Raw genomic sequence first — 17,216 nt, forward strand, 5'->3', positions numbered from 1 at the left:
CCGCCCGGTTTTTTTATGCCTGTACCCGCGGCTGGGTGACGCGAAGCCCGCTGACGATAGCCGCGAGGGTCGCCAGCGCTCCGGCGGTAAGCAGCGCAACGTGGGTCGCGTGTTGCCCGGCAAGATTGAACATCAGCGCCACCAGGGCGGCCCCGGTGCTTTGTCCCAGCAGCCGCGCCGTTCCCAGCATCCCGCTGGCGCCACCGCTGCGCTGCGGCGGAGCGGAGGTGATAATGGTGTGGTTGTTGGGTGACTGGAACAGACCAAAACCTGCACCGCACAGGATCATGCGCCAGATAATATCCAGATCGCCCGGCGACGAGGGCAGCAGCGCCAATGAGAACAGCCCTATTGCCATCACGACCAGCCCGATAGCCCCCAGCAGCCCGGCATGCACGCGCTCGATAAGGTATCCGGCCAGCGGAGCCATCACCATCGTTGCCAGAGGCCAGGGCGTGAGCAACAGGCCCGTTTCCACCTCCGAACGGCTAATTACGCTCTGCAGGAAGAACGGCAGGGCAACCAGCGCCAGCATCTGGGCGCAGAACGAGCAGATCGAGGTGCAAATCGAGAGTGAAAACAGCGGAATGCGCAGCAAGTCTACCGGTAATAACGGTACCGGCAGCGCCAGCTGGCGACGAACGAAGAAAAAGCCGACGGTGAGCATAGCCACTGCTTCTGCGGCGATTAGCGTCAGCGACTGCCCCTGCGCAAAGCCGCTAAGGGCGGTAATAAGCAGGCCAAACGTCAGCGCGTTCATCACTGCGCTGGGCAGGTCGAAACGCGGTACGGTGCTTTTCGGGCCATTCTCCGGGAGATAACGCAGCGCGAAGAAGATGGCCACAATGCCAAGCGGCACGTTGATGGCAAACAGCCACTGCCACGACGCGACGGAGAGAATCGCGGCGGCAATCGTCGGCCCGGCGGCAGACGACACCGCGACAATAAACGAGTTAATTCCCATGCCGCGCCCAAGGTGGCGATGGGGATAGATGAGCCGTATCAGGGCCGTATTGACGCTCATCAGCGCCGCGCCGCCGAACCCCTGGGCAATACGCGCTATCGTCAGGGTATGAAGTGAATCGGAAAGGGCGCAGAACAGCGAGGTGAGCGTAAACACCACCAGCCCGCACTGGTAAACCCGGCGATAGCCAAACATATCGCCCAGGAACGAGAGTGACAGGAGTGAAATCACAATCGCTATCTGGTACGCGTTCACAATCCAGATTGAGCTTGCCGGAGACGCGTTAAGATCGCTGGCTATTGTGGGGAGGGCAACGTTGGCAATAGCGCCGTCAAGGACGGCCATCGAAATACCGATGATAATAGTGGCAATTGCGCCGTACCGCTGGGGTAAGGGCAGGCCATCAGAAAGGTGTTTTTGCATGGAAAAAAATGGCTCAGGGTGAAATTATTTTCAGGGTAACTATTTTAGCATCGTTATTTCAGTTTTATGTCGCAGATTTGTAACGAAGTAAACCCAGATTGATTGCAGCACGCACCGCACGAATTTATAATAAAAACCGGTTCTGATTTTTATAAAACACTCTCCATGAGGTGATAAATGGCAATCGCAGATTTGGATAAGCAGCCAGATTCTGTTTCTTCCGTGCTGAAGGTGTTTGGCATCTTGCAGGCGCTCGGAGAAGAGCGTGAAATTGGTATTACAGAGTTATCGCAGCGTGTGATGATGTCGAAAAGCACCGTTTATCGCTTTTTGCAGACAATGAAATCATTGGGTTATGTCGCACAGGAAGGTGAATCAGAAAAATATTCTCTGACGCTGAAGCTGTTTGAGCTGGGCGCCCGCGCGCTGCAAAACGTGGATCTGATCCGCAGCGCGGACATTCAGATGCGCGAGCTTTCGCGCCTGACGAAAGAGACGATTCACCTCGGCGCGCTGGATGAAGACAGCATCGTTTACATCCACAAAATTGACTCCATGTACAACCTGCGCATGTACTCCCGTATCGGTCGCCGCAACCCGCTGTACAGTACCGCAATTGGTAAAGTGCTGCTGGCCTGGCGCGATCGCGAAGAGGTGAAGCAGATCCTCGACGGCGTGGAATACAAACGCAGCACTGACCGCACCATCACCAGTACCGATGAACTGCTGGCCGTGCTGGATAAGGTCCGTGAACAGGGTTACGGTGAAGATAACGAAGAGCAGGAAGAGGGGCTGCGCTGCATCGGCGTGCCGGTGTTTGACCGCTTCGGGGTTGTGATTGCGGGCCTGAGCATTTCGTTCCCTACGCTGCGATTCTCTGAAGAGCGTCTCCATGAGTACGTAGCGATTCTGCACACCGCCGCGCGCAAAATTTCAGAGCAGATGGGCTATAACGACTACCCGTTCTGATCCTTGCACCCATTAAAAACGCCGCAGAAATGCGGCGTTTTTGTAAACTGCATTTAACCGGGCTTAGCCGTTATCAACCACTACAGACGTTTTACGCAGCACCGGGCAGTTGGTCAGCCCGATAATTCCGCTGTCTGAATGAATGTACTGGGCCGTGCTCACGCCCTGCGCGGTCAGATACTTGCACTGGATACCCAGGCCCGCGGCATTTTCTTTGCTCCCCATTAATACGCCATACCCACTTAACAGAAGGCCAATCCACACGATGGCCAGTACAATAACCGTACGAATAATTAAACGCATTAATGCCTCTTTTTTCTTTGTTGTCATAGGGTAAGCGTACCGGGTTTACGCAGTGAAACAAGTGCACGATTCCTAAAAGGGTCTGTTGCGGGTACAGTTAGCCCCTGTTTAAGATAGCCGTGATAACCTGGCTACATCAGGTGATAAAACGGAGTGTGGAGTGAAAAAAATACGCTGGGTAATTCTGATTATAGTGTTGGTGGCATGCGTAGTGCTGTGGACGCAGACTATCAACGTGATGTGCGATCAGGATGTACAGTTCTTTAGCGGCATTTGTTCAATTAATCAGTTTATCCCCTGGTAGATCGTCATTTTTTCGCTGGGTGATTTCCTTCCCCTGCGGCAGTGGTAAGATGGCTTTTTTTACTGAGGTGGTAAGATGGGTGAGTTACTGAATGCGGGGCTGCTGAGCATTGCATCCCTGGTGATGGCTTTGGTTGTGCTGGTTGTTGGGCTGGTATTGTGGTTCTACGTTAACCGTGCCAGTTCCCGTACAAACGAGCAGATTGAGCTGCTGGAAGCGTTACTCGATCAGCAGAAGCGCCAGAATGCGCTGCTGCGTCGTTTGTGTGAAGCCAACGAACCGGAGGCGAAAGACGTGCCGAAGGAAGCCGCGGTTCAGCAAAAAGAAGATGATGACTTCATTCGTCTGGTGGCCGAACGATAGTCTGCCCCGAACGGGGAGGTAGCCCGAGCGTACGGCGTAAATTTCCTCCCTGAACAACAAACCCCCGTAAAATCCCCTCCTAATATTAAGCAGCACTTAACTATTGATTCAGTGCGCTGAAAAATGGCGAAGAATTATCCGCATATAACGGGTGCCGTTTCGTTGAATAAAGAATGTACTTTAAATTTCTAGAAGTGTTTTATTTTAATCGAAACGTTTTGCTTGCCTTCTTTTGAGGCACGTTCATAAAAATTTCATTATTTTGGTGCATAACAACGACTGTTAAATGGTGAATTTTAATACAGTTAGTGAAAGGTATTTAACATTGAATATTGCGTGTCACAGTTTTGGTGCATTGCAAAGATTTCAGCATAACTTTTCACAAAATGTTCTAACTCAGTCATTCTTTTAAAGAAATGTTTGGCGGAATATGGACGACCTGAAATAGTTGAGCTATGTTTAAAAAGTCTTTGATTACAGGGCGCGTCAGTGCACCCCGAGGGCAGGTAAAACGGCTGGTGCTTTACTTTGCAATACGCATAACTGTGCGGAGTGTGGCGAAGTAACGCCAGAGTTTGTGCGGCGGATCGAGACACGTTTAAAAATGGCTTGCCATATTAAACGTTGTATGTGATAACACGGTTTGGGTCAAACGAGGTACAGTTCTGTTTATGTGTGGCATTTTCAGTAAAGAAGTCCTGAGTAAACACGTTGTCGATGAATACCGCTTCTCTGCCGAACCTTATATTAGTGCCTCATGCAGTAATGTCTCAGTTTTATCTCAGTTATGCCTGCGGGCTAAGAAAACACTCTAAGGAATTTTGCAAATGGCAAAGATTAAAGGTCAAGTTAAGTGGTTCAACGAGTCTAAAGGTTTTGGCTTCATTACTCCTGCTGACGGCAGCAAAGACGTGTTCGTACACTTCTCTGCAATCCAGGGTAACGGCTTCAAAACTCTGGCTGAAGGCCAGAACGTTGAGTTCGAAATTCAGGACGGCCAGAAAGGCCCAGCTGCGGTTAACGTAACTGCTATCTGATCGAATCACTGCTGACTGAAGCGCCTGGCGCTTCGATCTCAGACATAAGCCTCGCCGATGCGGGGCTTTTTTATGCGTTTATTTCTCAAATTATTACGTAATCCTTCCCTGTTAGTAACTTGTTGCAAAGCTGCGAGGTTATTAGCATTGTTTTCCCGCCTTATCGTCCTCTTTTCCCGTTAAATCAGTGGGTTGTTTAACAGCCCTGGGGTTAAGGTGAAAAAAAATACTATAACGGCCACCGGAAATTTTACGCCGGCGCGTTTTGCTCTTCTGTGTCTCGCTATCTTTTGCAGTCTGGCCTTTCTGCTGGGCAGGGTGGCGTGGTTACAGATCGTCAAACCGGACAATCTGGTGAAGCAGGAAGATATGCGCTCCCTGCGCGAAGTGCCAATCGATGCCCCGCGGGGAATGATCGTCGACCGTGAAGGACGCCCGCTGGCGGTAAGCGTACCTGTCCAGGCCGTCTGGGCCGATCCGAAAACCGTACTGGAAAAAGGTGGAGTGGGTTTTGATTCGCGCTGGCAGGCGCTGGCAAACGCCTTGCACCTCTCCCTGAGCACGCTTGCGTCGCGCATCAACAGTAATCCGCATGGCCGATTTATTTATCTCGCCCGTCAGGTCGATCCCGCCCAGGCTAAGTGGATCGATAAGCTGCGCCTTCCGGGTATCAACCTTCGGGATGAATCCCGGAGGTTTTATCCTGCCGGGCACGTGGCCGCTAACCTTCTCGGCTTTACGAACATTGACGGTCAGGGCATTGAAGGCGTTGAGAAAAGCTTTAATGCGCAGCTCACCGGAAAGGCTGGCGTGCGGCAGGTGAGGAAAGATCGCTACGGGCACGTGGTGGAGAACCTCACCGAGGTGGCGCCCGTACCGGCGCATAATATCCAGCTCAGTATCGATGAACGCCTGCAAACCATCACGGAGGACGCGCTGGATAACGCCGTGGCATGGAACAAAGCCGAGTCAGGCGCGTCGGTGCTGATCGATATCCATACGGGTGAAATTCTGGCGATGGCGAGCTTCCCGGACTTCAACCCCAACAACAGGGAAGGAGCGACGCTGGATGATTTTCGCAATCGCGCTATCAGCGACACCTTCGAACCCGGCTCAACCGTCAAGCCCCTGGTGCTGATGACGGCGCTTCAGCAGGGGCTGGTTCAGCCTGACAGCGTGATAGATACCCATCCCTACACCATTGACGGTCACCGTATTCGCGATGTGGGCTACTACCCGGAGCTGACGATGACCGGGATCCTGCAAAAATCCAGCGACACGGGCGTGTCCCGTCTTTCTCTGGCTATGCCCGTACAGCGGCTGCTTGATACCTACAAAAGCTTTGGTTTTGGTGAGAGTACCGGGCTTGGCTTAACCGGGGAGAGTTCGGGCTTACTGCCGCAGCGAAAATTCTGGAGTCAGCTCGATCGGGCGACCTTCGCGTTCGGTTATGGTCTGATGGTAACGCCACTCCAGCTGGCGCACGTGTATGCCACCATCGGCAGCTACGGGATTGAACGTCCTCTGTCGATCACCCGTATCGATCCGCCGGTAATTGGCAAACGGGTGATGCCCGAACAGATTGTTCACGAGGTGGAGCACATGATGGAAAGCGTCGCGCTCCCCGGCGGCGGTGGGGTAAAGGCGGCGGTGCGTAACTACCGCGTGGCGATAAAAACCGGGACGGCCAAAAAAATCGATGAGCACGGTAAGTACGTGGATAAATACGTCGCGTATACCGCAGGCGTTGCGCCCGCGAGCGATCCCCGCTTTGCGCTGGTGGTGGTGATCAACGATCCGCAAAACGGCGCCTATTACGGGGGAGCCGTTTCCGCGCCGGTGTTTAGCGAAATTATGGGGAACGTCCTGCGCCTGGAAAACGTGAAGCCCGACGGGCTGCCGGCAGATTCTGACCATCTGATCGTGATGCGCAACCCAGCCGTTTATAACCCCGGCGAATAGCGGTACACTTCGCCCTTTGGTTTACGTCCCCGGAGTTGTCATGTCTTTCAGTTGTCCCCTTTGTCACGCGCGGCTGACGCGCTCGGAGAAAAGCTTTACCTGTCCGCAGGGCCATCAGTTTGACATGGCGAAGGAGGGCTATGTGAACCTGCTGCCGGTGCAGCACAAGCGCTCCCGGGATCCGGGAGACAGCGCAGAGATGATGCAGGCGCGCCGGGCGTTTCTTGATGCCGGGCACTACCAGCCGCTCAGGGACACCGTTGCACACCGGCTGGCTGAAAGCCTGCCGGATACCGCCTCCGCCGTGCTGGATATCGGCTGCGGCGAAGGCTACTACACCGCAGCGTTTGCTGACGTGGCGCGAGAGAAGGGCGCTGAAACGTTCGGCCTGGACGTGTCGAAGGTGGCTATCCGCGCGGCGGCAAAACGCTACTGCGCCGTAACGTTCTGCGTGGCCTCCAGCCACAGGCTGCCGTTTGAGGATGCGAGTATGGATGCCGTAGTGCGCATCTATGCGCCCTGTAAGGCAGAGGAGCTGGCGCGCGTCGTTAAGCCCGGCGGGTGGGTTATCACCGTCACGCCCGGGCCACGCCATCTGATGGAGCTGAAGGGACTAATCTACGATGACGTACGCCTGCATGCGCCTCACTCTGAACAGCTGGCGGGCTTTACGTTAACGCAGGCGCAGTCGGTGGGGTATGAAATGACGCTGCAGGGAAGTGAAGCCGTGGCGCTGCTGCAAATGACGCCGTTCGCGTGGCGGGCAAAACCAGAGGTATGGGAAACGTTAGCGACCTGCGCAGAATTTCGCTGCCAGACGGATTTCAGCATCCACTGCTGGCAGCGCGACGCTTAACCCGCGAAGTGTGCCCAGAGGATTTGGGCACCAATCCCGATCAGCACGATACCGCCCAGAATTTCCGCTCGCTTGCCTAACAGCGGGCCGATAAAGCGGCCAACCATCATTCCCAGCGTCGACATGATAAGCGTCGCGCAGCCAATCGCCAGCGCGGTGGCGATAATATTGACCTGAAGGAAGGCCAGACCGACGCCGACGGCCATCGCGTCCAGGCTGGTGGCAATCGCTGTGGTGACCAGGAGCCAGAAGCCGTGGCGTTGCAGCGGCGCTTCCTCGTCGTCGCCGTTACCGCGAGCACCTTCAATCACCATGCGACCACCGAGGAAGACCAGCAGCACGAAGGCAATCCAGTGGTTCCACTCCAGCACGAACTGGCTGGCGAGCATTCCCAGACCCCAACCGATAAGCGGCGTCAGCGTTTCGATAGCGCCAAAGATGAGGCCGGTACGCAGAGCTTCAGAAAATTTAGGTTTATGGAGCGTGGCACCTTTACCGATGGAGGCGGCAAACGCGTCCATGGACATGCCAAAAGCGAGAAGGATCGTAGCGGAGATATTCATCAGAGCGTCCAGACCGGGGATATCCATATGACACATCACTGCCCCCAGTAAACAGCAGTTGATGTATCTATGGTCTCGCCTGATCCTTTTGGCACGATAACGTGCTGAAAGCGATCCGTACGCGCCACGTTTTTCAACGAGTATGTTGACACGTACATTTCCTGCATGCAGGAAATCGGCTACTCCCCAACGACGGGCGCAACCTTAACATATTTTGAGAATATAAAACAACAATGAAGAAGGCGTAATTTAGCTTATTGTTTGATAACGATTTTCATTTAGGTTTATGCGTGAAAATATCGTTAATAAATATAAGTTATTACGCAAGCAAGATATAGCAACGGCTATACTGAGTGCGAAAGAATATCGCGTTATATAGCCGGCGCTATAATATTAAGTTATTGAGTTTTAAGAAGTAGTTTGTAGATCTTTTCAAGGTCATCAATATTTTTGACCCGAATAAGCAGCCGGCGCTGTTCTAATTGCATGACGAGCACGCCGTCTTCGGATAAATTCATCTCTTTAATACGGTTATATTCTATCCACGCATTGGCGAAGAAAAATCCGTGTTTTTTAAAGATGAGTTTTGGCGAACGGATCCAGAACAGGTAAATCGCCATCAGGGCCAGCGCACATAATAACCATGTGGTTAATATTGCACCATGGCTGGTCACGTTATTGTAAATCAGGATAACGACCAGGCCGGCGAAGATAAACGCATCAATGCGTCCACGGCGTAAGAGAGGAAGGGTCAGCAGCGTCTCGCCGTGGCGGCGAGGCATAATGAACTCGTCATAGATCGCGTAAGCCAGAAGGGCAACAATAAACAAAACCAGTAGGGTGTCCGTGACAGTCATTCATCCTCCAGATAAAAAGACCGGGGGCAAGCCCCCGGTCGATAACGCAGTTTATTACAGACCCAGCAGGCCGACGGCGTAGCCCGCGATACCGATGACGAAGAAGCCAACGATGATCCACAGCGGGTTTACTTTCTTACGCAGCAGCCACATACAGGCGAAGGTTAACAGCAGCGGCACCAGGCCCGGCATCAGCTGGTCCAGAATGGTCTGCACGGTGGTGACGCGCGTCTGGCCATCCTGACCGGTGATGGTCGATACCACCAGCGGGATATTCACGTGCGTCCACTTGTTAACCAGTGCTCCCATCACAAACAGGCCGAGGATTGACGCCCCCTCGGTCAGTTTTTGCAGGAAGCCGCCGCCCATATCCTTAACGATATCCACCCCTTTGCGATAACCGTACGCCACGCCGTAGTAACGGGTCAGCAGACGCACCGCGTTGAACAGGATGAAGAACAGCAGCGGACCAAGCAGGCTGCCGCTCATGGCGATCCCGGCCCCCAGAGCCGCAAAGACGGGACGCACGGTACCCCAGAAGATGGGGTCGCCCACGCCTGCCAGCGGCCCCATCAGGCCGACTTTGATACCGTTGATGGCACCGTCGTCAATCTCTGCGCCGTTCGCACGCTGCTCTTCCATCGCCAGCGTCACGCCGAGAACCGGCGCGGCGACGTACGGATGGGTGTTGAAAAATTCCAGGTGACGCTTAATCGCCTGGCGACGTGCTTCGTTGTTTTCCGGATACAGGCGCTTGATGGCCGGCACCATGGAGAAGCAGAAGCCGAGCGCCTGCATACGTTCGAAGTTCCACGAACCCTGGAACAGGTTAGAACGGATGAACACGCCACGAATATCACCCGGAGTGAGTTTTTTCTCAGTGGTAGTTTTAGTCATATCAACCATGTCGCTCACCTGTTAGTCCAGTTCGTTATCGAGATCGTTGTTACCAGCAGCCTGCGCCGGGGCACCCGCCACGCGGTTATATTTCGGGCTGAGCTGGATGTAGAGAATCGCCATCACTGCACCAATCACGCCCAGCGCAACGAGGTTGAAGTTGGTGAACGCCGCGGTAACGAAGCCGAGGTAGAAGAATGGCATCAGATAGCCTGCGCGCATCATGTTGATGACCATCGCATAACCAACCACCACGATCATACCCCCGGCGATGTTCAGACCGCTGGTGACCACTTCAGGAATAGCGTTCAGCATGCCCTGAACTTCGCTGGTACCGACGGAGATCGCCACGATAACCGCAGGGATCGCGATACGCATCGCCTGCAGGAACAGGGACGAAACGTGGATCCAGGAGAGCGCCGTAAGGTTGCCGTTTTCGGCTGCCTTATCCGCCGCGTGCTGGAAGGCAACGGTGATAGTACGAACGATGATGGTCAGCACCTGGCCCGCAGCGGCCAGCGGGATGGCCAGTGCGATACCGGCACCGATACTCTGATGACCGGCGATAACCAGAACGGTTGAAATAATGGACGCCAGCGCCGCATCCGGCGCCACTGCCGCACCGATGTTCATCCAGCCGAGGGCGATCATTTCCAGGGTACCACCGATGATGATACCGGTTTTCATGTCCCCGAGAACGGCGCCAATCAACGTACAGGCCACCAGAGGGCGGTGGAACTGAAATTCATCAAGTACGGACTCCATACCCGCAATACATGCGACGATGAACACCAGCACAATCTGAAGAGTGGTAATCTCCATTGTACTTCTCCTATTACATAAGCTTTATGTGAAAACCGGCCCGGGCTTATTTCCCCACTTTGCCGATCAAATCCATCATTTTCAGTTTCGGATCCGTGGAAACCTTGCGGGCTTCCAGTTCGATACCGCGTGCATTCAGCTTGTTGAAGGCCTCGATATCTTTCGCATCGACTGAAATCGCGTTGTTGACCTGCGTTTTGCCCTGACGGAATGCCATGCCGCCAATGTTAACGGAGGTGATTTTCACGCCGCCTTCAACGAGGCGCTCGACGTCTGTCGGGTTGGTGAACAGAAGCATCACGCGCTCGCCCGCGTATTTCGGGTTGTTATAAACGCGGATCATTTTGGCGACATCCACAACGTGCGCGGTGACGCCCGGCGGTGCAACCTGGGTAAGAAGGGTTTTACGGACGGTGTCGGCGGCCACTTCGTCGCTGACCACGATAATACGCTGTACGTTGGTCTCTTTGGTCCAGCGCGTCGCCACCTGCCCGTGGATCAGACGGTCATCGATACGCGCGAGGCCGATAACCATATAATCGTTCGGGCCCATTGGCTTCGCCGGGGCTGCCGCTTTCGGTGCCGCGGGAGCAGGGGCGGGTTTTTCAACCGGCTGGGCCTTCAGCGCCTTCACGCCTTCGCGGCCGGTTTCCACCGCCAGCGCCACCAGTTCATCGAAGCCTGGGTTGTCGTCGCGCGCCATGAAGGTTTCCACCAGCATCGGGATATTCACCCCGGCGACGACTTCATGATGCTCTTTATCGACGACAATGCGGCTGGCAGCGTTGAACGGGCTGCCGCCCCATGTATCCACGAGAAACAGCACGCCTTTGCTGGTATCCAGTTTCTCCAGCTGAGCAGTGTACTTTTCAATCAGCGTCTCGGCGTTTTCACCGGGAACGAAATCGATCCAGCCGACGTTTTCCTGCTCGCCCAACAGCATCTCTGCCGTTTTGAGTAACTGCTCCGCAGCCCAACCATGTGTGCCTATGACAATAGCAATGGTCACTTGCTACCTCCTTTTATTATCATTGATACGTCTGCCAGGCAGGCGTATTGAGAATCGTATTGGCGAACCGAATCGATTCAGATAAGGGTTAGAGTTCTAAAAAACTAAGACTTCCGCGAATTATTTTAGATAGTGAAAAAATAATTTATGTGATGAAGATCCGTAATTTAGCTACGCCTTACAGATTTTTCTGTAAGATAAACCGCGCGTGTTACAGAAGATTGCAAAGGAACGTAAATCTTTGCTAAAAACCACTTGTCTCTGATATGTTTAGCCTCCGTTTAATTATTCAGGAGTATAGGGCTACAGCCCACTATATGGACCGTCACCGACGTCAGTCATCTATCAGGCCATCCCGCGCCTTCTTCAACGGCGATCTTCGCCACGCACCATCGCTCATTCCCTGTGATCTGCCCAACCGTACCGGGGCACCGCTTTGTCATTTCTTTAGCAGGAGCGTCTCATGGAATTCTTAATGGACCCGTCAATCTGGGTCGGCTTGCTTACGCTGGTCGTGCTGGAGATCGTTCTCGGTATCGACAACCTGGTATTTATCGCCATCCTCGCGGACAAGCTGCCGCCGAAACAGCGTGATAAAGCGCGTCTGATCGGCCTCTCGCTGGCGCTGATCATGCGACTGGGCTTACTGTCCGTGATCTCGTGGATGGTCACCCTGACGAAGCCCCTGTTCACCGTTATGGATTTCACCTTCTCCGGACGCGATTTGATCATGCTGGTGGGGGGGCTTTTCCTGCTGTTCAAAGCCACAACAGAGCTACATGAACGGCTGGAGAACCGGCAGCACGACGGTGGGCACGGGAAAGGCTACGCCAGCTTCTGGGTGGTCGTGCTTCAGATTGTGGTGCTTGATGCGGTCTTCTCGCTGGATGCGGTGATTACGGCGGTGGGCATGGTGAACCATCTGCCGGTGATGATGGCGGCCGTTGTGATTGCGATGGCGGTAATGCTGCTGGCCTCGAAGCCGCTGACGCGCTTCGTCAACCAGCATCCGACGGTAGTGGTGCTGTGTCTGAGCTTCCTGCTGATGATTGGTCTGAGCCTGGTGGCGGAAGGCTTTGGCTTCCATATTCCGAAAGGCTACCTGTACGCCGCGATTGGCTTCTCGATCCTGATCGAGCTGTTTAACCAGATTGCACGCCGTAACTTTATTAAGCAGCAGTCGAATCAGCCGCTGCGCGCCCGTACCGCAGATGCGATCCTGCGTCTGATGGGCGGTCGCCGACAGGTGAACGTGCAGTCTGATTCCGAAAACCGTAACCCGGTGCCGGTTCCGGAAGGGGCGTTCGTGGAAGAAGAACGTTACATGATTAACGGCGTGCTCTCCCTGGCCTCCCGCTCCCTGCGCGGCATCATGACGCCGCGCGGTGAAATCAGCTGGGTCGATGCCAACCTGAGCGTCGATGAAATTCGTCAGCAGCTGCTCTCCTCACCGCACAGCCTGTTCCCGGTTTGCCGGGGCGAGCTGGATGAAATCATCGGTGTGGTGCGCGCGAAGGAGATGCTGGTGGCGCTGGAAGAGGGCATCAACGTCGAAGCTGTCGCCGCCGCGTCGCCCGCTATTGTGGTGCCGGAGACGCTGGATCCGATTAACCTGCTGGGCGTGTTGCGCCGCGCGCGCGGAAGCTTTGTTATCGTCACCAACGAATTTGGTGTGGTACAGGGTCTGGTGACGCCGCTGGACGTGCTGGAAGCCATCGCCGGGGAATTCCCCGATGCGGATGAAACGCCGGAAATCGTTGCCGACGGCGACGGCTGGCTGGTAAAAGGGACCACCGACCTGCACGCGCTGTCGCACACGCTGGGCGTGGAAAACGTGGTGAATGATGACGAAGACATCGCTACCGTGGCGGGACTGGTGATTGCGGTTAACGGACAGATCCCGCGCGTCGGTGACGTGCTTGAACTGCCGCCGCTGCAAATTACCATCGTTGAGGCCAACGACTATCGCGTGGATATGGTGCGTATTGTTAAAGAGCAGTCAGCCCACGACGAAGAAGAGTAACGCCATCTAGCGTAACGGCATTAAGGGCACGATGTGTCCGTTGTGATGCGCTGGCGGAGGGGAACTCTCCGCCAGCCATTTCGGAAACTCCCGCAGCGGCATAGGCCGCGCATACAAAAATCCCTGCAGAATATGCACGCCGTGACGGCGCAAATAGCGCGACTGCTCCCCGGTTTCAACCCCTTCCGCAACCAGTTCAATGTTCAGCCGCTGGCCCAGGGCAATAATAATATCCGTTACCGTTGAGTTTACGGCGTCGGTGCCGATCGCGGCGGTGAAGGACTTATCGATTTTCAGCACGTCCGGATGAAGCTTTTCGAGCCAGGAAAGGGAACTGTTGCCGGTACCAAAATCATCAATCGCAAGCTTCACCCCTTTACGGTGCAGCTCGCGCACGATGCGGTAATCCACGTCGAGCAGCGCATCGCGTTCGGTTAACTCAATAATCAGCTGTTGAACCGGGCTGGCGTTAAACCAGATCCGGTTGAGATCCCGGATCAGCGCGGCGCGGCGAAAATGGCTGGCTGCCACGTTGATGCCAATATGAAAATCCCGTGAGGCGGGAAAATAGCCAATCTGACGCACCGTTTCGCTGATGACGTAGCGGGTAAGCGGCACAATCAGATTATGTTCTTCGGCCAGGGGTATAAACACGTCGGGAGAGATCGACCCCTGGCGCGGGTTATTCCAGCGCAGGAGGATCTCAACGCCGACGCACTCCCCGGTGCGGGCATTGACCAGCGGCTGGCAAAAGAGGTCAAACTCCCGGGCGGCGATCCCCATGTTGATTTCCCAGGTAAAGCTCATGCGCCGCGCCGTAGCAAGCCACGCGATATAGCCCATCAGCAAGCTGAGCATCAGCGCCAGCGGCAGCTGGGTTGGCAGATTTTTTAACGCCATCTCGCCGGGGCCTGGCCCGCTCACGGTAACGCTGAACGGATAACGCTGCGAGGGCTGTTCCAGCCGGGCCGCGTTTTCATCCAGGGCCAGGGTATCCGAAACCTGCTGCCCGTAGCGGAGAAAATTATCGCCTACCTTGAGGACAACGTCGGTAATAAGCGGCCGCTGCGGCTCGAGGATCATTTTGGTAATAAGATCGATATTCACCACCTCCATTACCCCGTCCGTGCCCTGGCCCGCCACGGGGGACCACTGGATAAGCACCGGGCTGCCTTTTAACAGCCACCGGTCGGTCAGTAACAGCAGCTTTGGTTCACTGGACGGCAGTATCGGCTGAAATTCGCTGACGGGAACGTTACGAATGCCAAACACGCTTGAGCAATACAGCGTTCCGTCTTTTATGAGGGCGATCGAGCGTACGGTTTGCAGAATCGCAGCCTGCTTTCGCAGGACCAGATTCACCTCAGAACAGGGTTCGCCAACCAGCGAGAGGAGCGTTTCACGGTGGGTTTCCAGGGACATAAGCACCTTGTCCAGCGCGCGCACGGTGCCGTGGGTAAAGTCGAGGATCCGATCCTGATTTATGTTGCGCTGCGAAATAAAGCGCACGCCCAGGGTCAGGACGAGCGTAACGAGCGCAACCGTGACGCAGACGATAGCGCGCTTTCGGCGATAGTCTTTAATGATCGTTTGTGCATTTTGCATGAACGGTCGCCTGATAAGCACCAGTCAAAAAAGCCGGACGCAACAGAGACAGTGTAGTGGGGAATACGGGAAGCGACGAGACGAGAAGGGAAAATTCGCCCATCCGTTGCAGACGGGCGAGGGGAAGTATTAGTCGCACTGCACCTTAATGGCCAGACCGCCGCGAGAGGTCTCGCGGTACTTCGCGTTCATGTCCTTGCCGGTTTCGTACATGGTTTCGATAACCTTATCCAGCGACACGCGCGGCTCGCTGGTACGGCGCATCGCCATGCGAGAGGCGTTGATGGCCTTGACGGAGGCGATGGCGTTACGCTCAATGCACGGCACCTGTACCTGACCGGCAACCGGATCGCAGGTCAGACCGAGGTTATGCTCCATACCGATTTCGGCCGCCACGCAAACCTGCTCTGGGCTTGCACCCAGCAGCTCCGCCAGACCGGCTGCCGCCATGGAGCAGGCAACGCCCACCTCACCCTGACAGCCTACCTCAGCGCCGGAGATAGACGCGTTCATCTTGTACAGCGCGCCGATGGCGCCTGCCGCGAGGAAATAACGGATATAAATGTCCGGCGTCACGGGCTCAATAAAGTGATCGTAGTAGGCCAGCACGGCCGGAACGATACCGCACGCGCCGTTGGTTGGCGCCGTCACGACGCGGCCACCCGCGGCGTTCTCTTCGTTAACCGCCAGCGCGAACATGTTTACCCAGTCAACCACGTTCATCGGGTCGTTGGAGAACTTGTCCGTGGTCACCAGCATACGGCGCAGCGCAGAGGCACGACGCGGCACGCGCAGCGGCCCGGGCAGAACGCCTTCGGTGTTCATCCCGCGGTCGATACAGGCGCGCATGGTTTGCCACACGTTGGCAAAATAGTCTTCGATCTCTTTTTTGCTGTGCAGCGCCAGCTCGTTCTGCATCACCATACCGGACAGGGACAGGCCGGTCTCTTTGCAGTAGCCCAGCATTTCGGTAGCGGATTTGAACGGATAGGGGACGTTGACGTCGCCCGCGCTCTCTTTACCAAAATGCTCTTCATCAACGATGAAGCCGCCGCCGATGGAGTAATAGGTTTTGCTGTAGATCTCTTTTTCGCCGCTCCAGGCATGAATGGTCATGCCGTTTTCATGCAGCGGCAGGTTGTCGCTGCGAAAACGCATCCCGTCATCCTGCGGGAAATCCACTTCGTGCTGACCGTTAGCCAGCAGCAGGCGACCGCGCGTTTCCACGTCGCGGATGAATGCCGGAATGGCATCAATATCAACAGTGTCCGGCATGTTGCCCGCCAGACCCATAATAATGGCGATATCGGTGTGGTGGCCTTTACCCGTTAATGACAGTGAACCGTAAACGTCTACGGCGACACGGGTAACGCTTTCCAGTAATCCTTTTTCGACCAGATCATCGACGAACTGTTTACCGGCCTTCATCGGCCCTACAGTGTGGGAAGAGGACGGGCCAATCCCCACTTTGAACATGTCGAATATACTAATCACTTTCACACTCCTGACAGGGTTACTGGGGTTCCAGTAACGATGTTATAACTGCGCATAGTGTAAGAGGGAACATCAACCTCGGCTTAACTATTCACATGAATTAAACTAATGGTTAACGATGGTTTTGCTAATAGCGCGACGCCGATCGCAAACCTGCCAGAAAAGGGTGGAATGTAAAGTATAGTCAAGGCTTCAGGCCGATTTGCAGGGCCAGTTCACGAATAATGCCTGCCGTCATGCCCCAGACAAAATAATGCTGGTACCACGACAGCCAGACCCGATGATCGTGTCCGCGACGGTGAATATCCAGCGGGTGATAGCGGCTTAATCGAAGGGCCTCTTCCAGCGGCATTTCGAACACCGCAGACACTTCATCGACGCTGGCGTGATACTGAAGGTTGGGGGGGATAATGCCGACGACCGGGGTGACCTGAAAACCGGTTACGCTGTCCACCGGCGGCAGCACCCCGATGACCTCGACGGCTTCAGGCGGGATGGCCACTTCTTCGTGCGCCTCACGCAGTGCGGCAGCAATCAGCGAAGCGTCGGTGCTGTCCACCGCGCCGCCGGGAAACGCAACCTGGCCGGCGTGTTTTCGCATATGGGGGGAGCGTTGCGTCAGCAGCAGGCCCGGCTGCTCCCGACGCACCACGGGGATCAGCACCGCCGCCTGACGTTGATTCAGCGTGGCGCGGTTAATCTGGGGCCGCAAAAGCTGAAAGCGCGATAAAAAATCATCCAGCGTCAGGTTCTCTTTCTCCACCG

18 protein-coding genes are annotated in these 17,216 nt (G+C 55.2%); 8 read left to right on the top strand and 10 right to left on the bottom strand.

Features of this window, described 5'->3' with window-relative positions:
- Positions 1-13 precede the first annotated feature (13 nt).
- Positions 14-1,387, bottom strand: a complete 1,374-nt coding sequence (locus tag IM304_RS08925) for an MFS transporter (protein ID WP_193354631.1) — start codon at positions 1,385-1,387, stop codon at positions 14-16.
- A gap of 177 nt (positions 1,388-1,564) precedes the next feature.
- Here IM304_RS08925 and kdgR point away from each other — a divergent pair, with 177 nt between their 5' ends.
- Positions 1,565-2,356, top strand: a complete 792-nt coding sequence (gene kdgR / locus IM304_RS08930; protein ID WP_148418048.1) for a DNA-binding transcriptional regulator KdgR — start codon at positions 1,565-1,567, stop codon at positions 2,354-2,356.
- A 63-nt stretch (positions 2,357-2,419) separates the two neighbouring features.
- On the opposite strand, the gene IM304_RS08935 is transcribed toward kdgR, so the two are convergent.
- Positions 2,420-2,659, bottom strand: a complete 240-nt coding sequence (locus tag IM304_RS08935; protein ID WP_148418047.1) for a YobH family protein — start codon at positions 2,657-2,659, stop codon at positions 2,420-2,422.
- Between the two features lie 160 nt (positions 2,660-2,819).
- Here IM304_RS08935 and mgrB point away from each other — a divergent pair, with 160 nt between their 5' ends.
- The 6 genes from mgrB (at position 2,820) to rlmA (ending at position 7,181) form a co-directional block, all read left to right on the top strand.
- A complete protein-coding gene (gene mgrB / locus IM304_RS08940) occupies positions 2,820-2,963 on the top strand; it encodes a PhoP/PhoQ regulator MgrB (RefSeq protein ID WP_148418046.1) in 144 nt (47 codons plus the stop codon).
- 75 nt (positions 2,964-3,038) lie between these two features.
- The gene (locus tag IM304_RS08945; RefSeq protein WP_193354629.1) at positions 3,039-3,326 is read left to right on the top strand and encodes a YebO family protein; all 288 of its coding nucleotides are present in this window, start codon (positions 3,039-3,041) and stop codon (positions 3,324-3,326) included.
- A gap of 671 nt (positions 3,327-3,997) precedes the next feature.
- Complete coding sequence (locus tag IM304_RS08950; RefSeq protein ID WP_193354627.1) at positions 3,998-4,141, top strand: DUF2627 domain-containing protein; 144 nt, start codon at positions 3,998-4,000, stop codon at positions 4,139-4,141.
- A 12-nt stretch (positions 4,142-4,153) separates the two neighbouring features.
- Positions 4,154-4,363: a transcription antiterminator/RNA stability regulator CspE gene (gene cspE, locus IM304_RS08955; protein ID WP_001062678.1), complete on the top strand. Its 210-nt coding sequence runs from the start codon at positions 4,154-4,156 to the stop codon at positions 4,361-4,363.
- Between the two features lie 216 nt (positions 4,364-4,579).
- Positions 4,580-6,325, top strand: a complete 1,746-nt coding sequence (gene ftsI, locus IM304_RS08960) for a peptidoglycan glycosyltransferase FtsI (RefSeq protein WP_193354625.1) — start codon at positions 4,580-4,582, stop codon at positions 6,323-6,325.
- Positions 6,326-6,365: 40 nt separating this feature from the next.
- The gene (gene rlmA / locus IM304_RS08965; RefSeq protein WP_193354624.1) at positions 6,366-7,181 is read left to right on the top strand and encodes a 23S rRNA (guanine(745)-N(1))-methyltransferase; all 816 of its coding nucleotides are present in this window, start codon (positions 6,366-6,368) and stop codon (positions 7,179-7,181) included.
- Here the strand turns inward: rlmA and mntP are convergent.
- From mntP to manX, 5 genes are all read right to left on the bottom strand, one after another.
- Positions 7,178-7,744: a manganese efflux pump MntP gene (mntP, locus tag IM304_RS08970; RefSeq protein WP_148418041.1), complete on the bottom strand. Its 567-nt coding sequence runs from the start codon at positions 7,742-7,744 to the stop codon at positions 7,178-7,180. The genes rlmA and mntP overlap by 4 nt on opposite strands.
- Before the next feature lie 398 nt (positions 7,745-8,142).
- Positions 8,143-8,601, bottom strand: coding sequence for a DUF986 family protein (locus tag IM304_RS08975; RefSeq protein ID WP_193354622.1), 459 nt, complete (start codon positions 8,599-8,601; stop codon positions 8,143-8,145).
- Between the two features lie 54 nt (positions 8,602-8,655).
- Positions 8,656-9,507, bottom strand: a complete 852-nt coding sequence (locus IM304_RS08980; RefSeq protein WP_006810994.1) for a PTS mannose transporter subunit IID — start codon at positions 9,505-9,507, stop codon at positions 8,656-8,658.
- A gap of 12 nt (positions 9,508-9,519) precedes the next feature.
- The gene (gene manY, locus IM304_RS08985; protein WP_003859914.1) at positions 9,520-10,320 is read right to left on the bottom strand and encodes a PTS mannose transporter subunit IIC; all 801 of its coding nucleotides are present in this window, start codon (positions 10,318-10,320) and stop codon (positions 9,520-9,522) included.
- A 46-nt stretch (positions 10,321-10,366) separates the two neighbouring features.
- Positions 10,367-11,329, bottom strand: coding sequence for a PTS mannose transporter subunit IIAB (gene manX, locus IM304_RS08990; RefSeq protein ID WP_193354620.1), 963 nt, complete (start codon positions 11,327-11,329; stop codon positions 10,367-10,369).
- 463 nt (positions 11,330-11,792) lie between these two features.
- Here manX and yoaE point away from each other — a divergent pair, with 463 nt between their 5' ends.
- Positions 11,793-13,352, top strand: a complete 1,560-nt coding sequence (gene yoaE / locus IM304_RS08995) for a CNNM family cation transport protein YoaE (RefSeq protein WP_148418038.1) — start codon at positions 11,793-11,795, stop codon at positions 13,350-13,352.
- A 6-nt stretch (positions 13,353-13,358) separates the two neighbouring features.
- On the opposite strand, the gene IM304_RS09000 is transcribed toward yoaE, so the two are convergent.
- The 3 genes from IM304_RS09000 to IM304_RS09010 all read right to left on the bottom strand — a co-directional run bounded on the left by IM304_RS09000 (position 13,359) and on the right by IM304_RS09010 (position 17,214).
- Positions 13,359-14,957: an EAL domain-containing protein gene (locus IM304_RS09000; RefSeq protein WP_193354619.1), complete on the bottom strand. Its 1,599-nt coding sequence runs from the start codon at positions 14,955-14,957 to the stop codon at positions 13,359-13,361.
- A gap of 129 nt (positions 14,958-15,086) precedes the next feature.
- A complete protein-coding gene (gene sdaA, locus IM304_RS09005) occupies positions 15,087-16,451 on the bottom strand; it encodes an L-serine ammonia-lyase (protein WP_003859920.1) in 1,365 nt (454 codons plus the stop codon).
- Between the two features lie 184 nt (positions 16,452-16,635).
- Entirely contained in the window at positions 16,636-17,214 is a 579-nt protein-coding gene (locus IM304_RS09010; RefSeq protein ID WP_148418036.1) for a CoA pyrophosphatase, read from the bottom strand.
- Positions 17,215-17,216: the final 2 nt, after the last annotated feature.

It is taken from the genome of Enterobacter cloacae complex sp. P40C2 (assembly GCF_014930695.1).
In the GTDB taxonomy this organism is placed as follows: Bacteria; Pseudomonadota; Gammaproteobacteria; order Enterobacterales; family Enterobacteriaceae; genus Enterobacter; species Enterobacter pasteurii.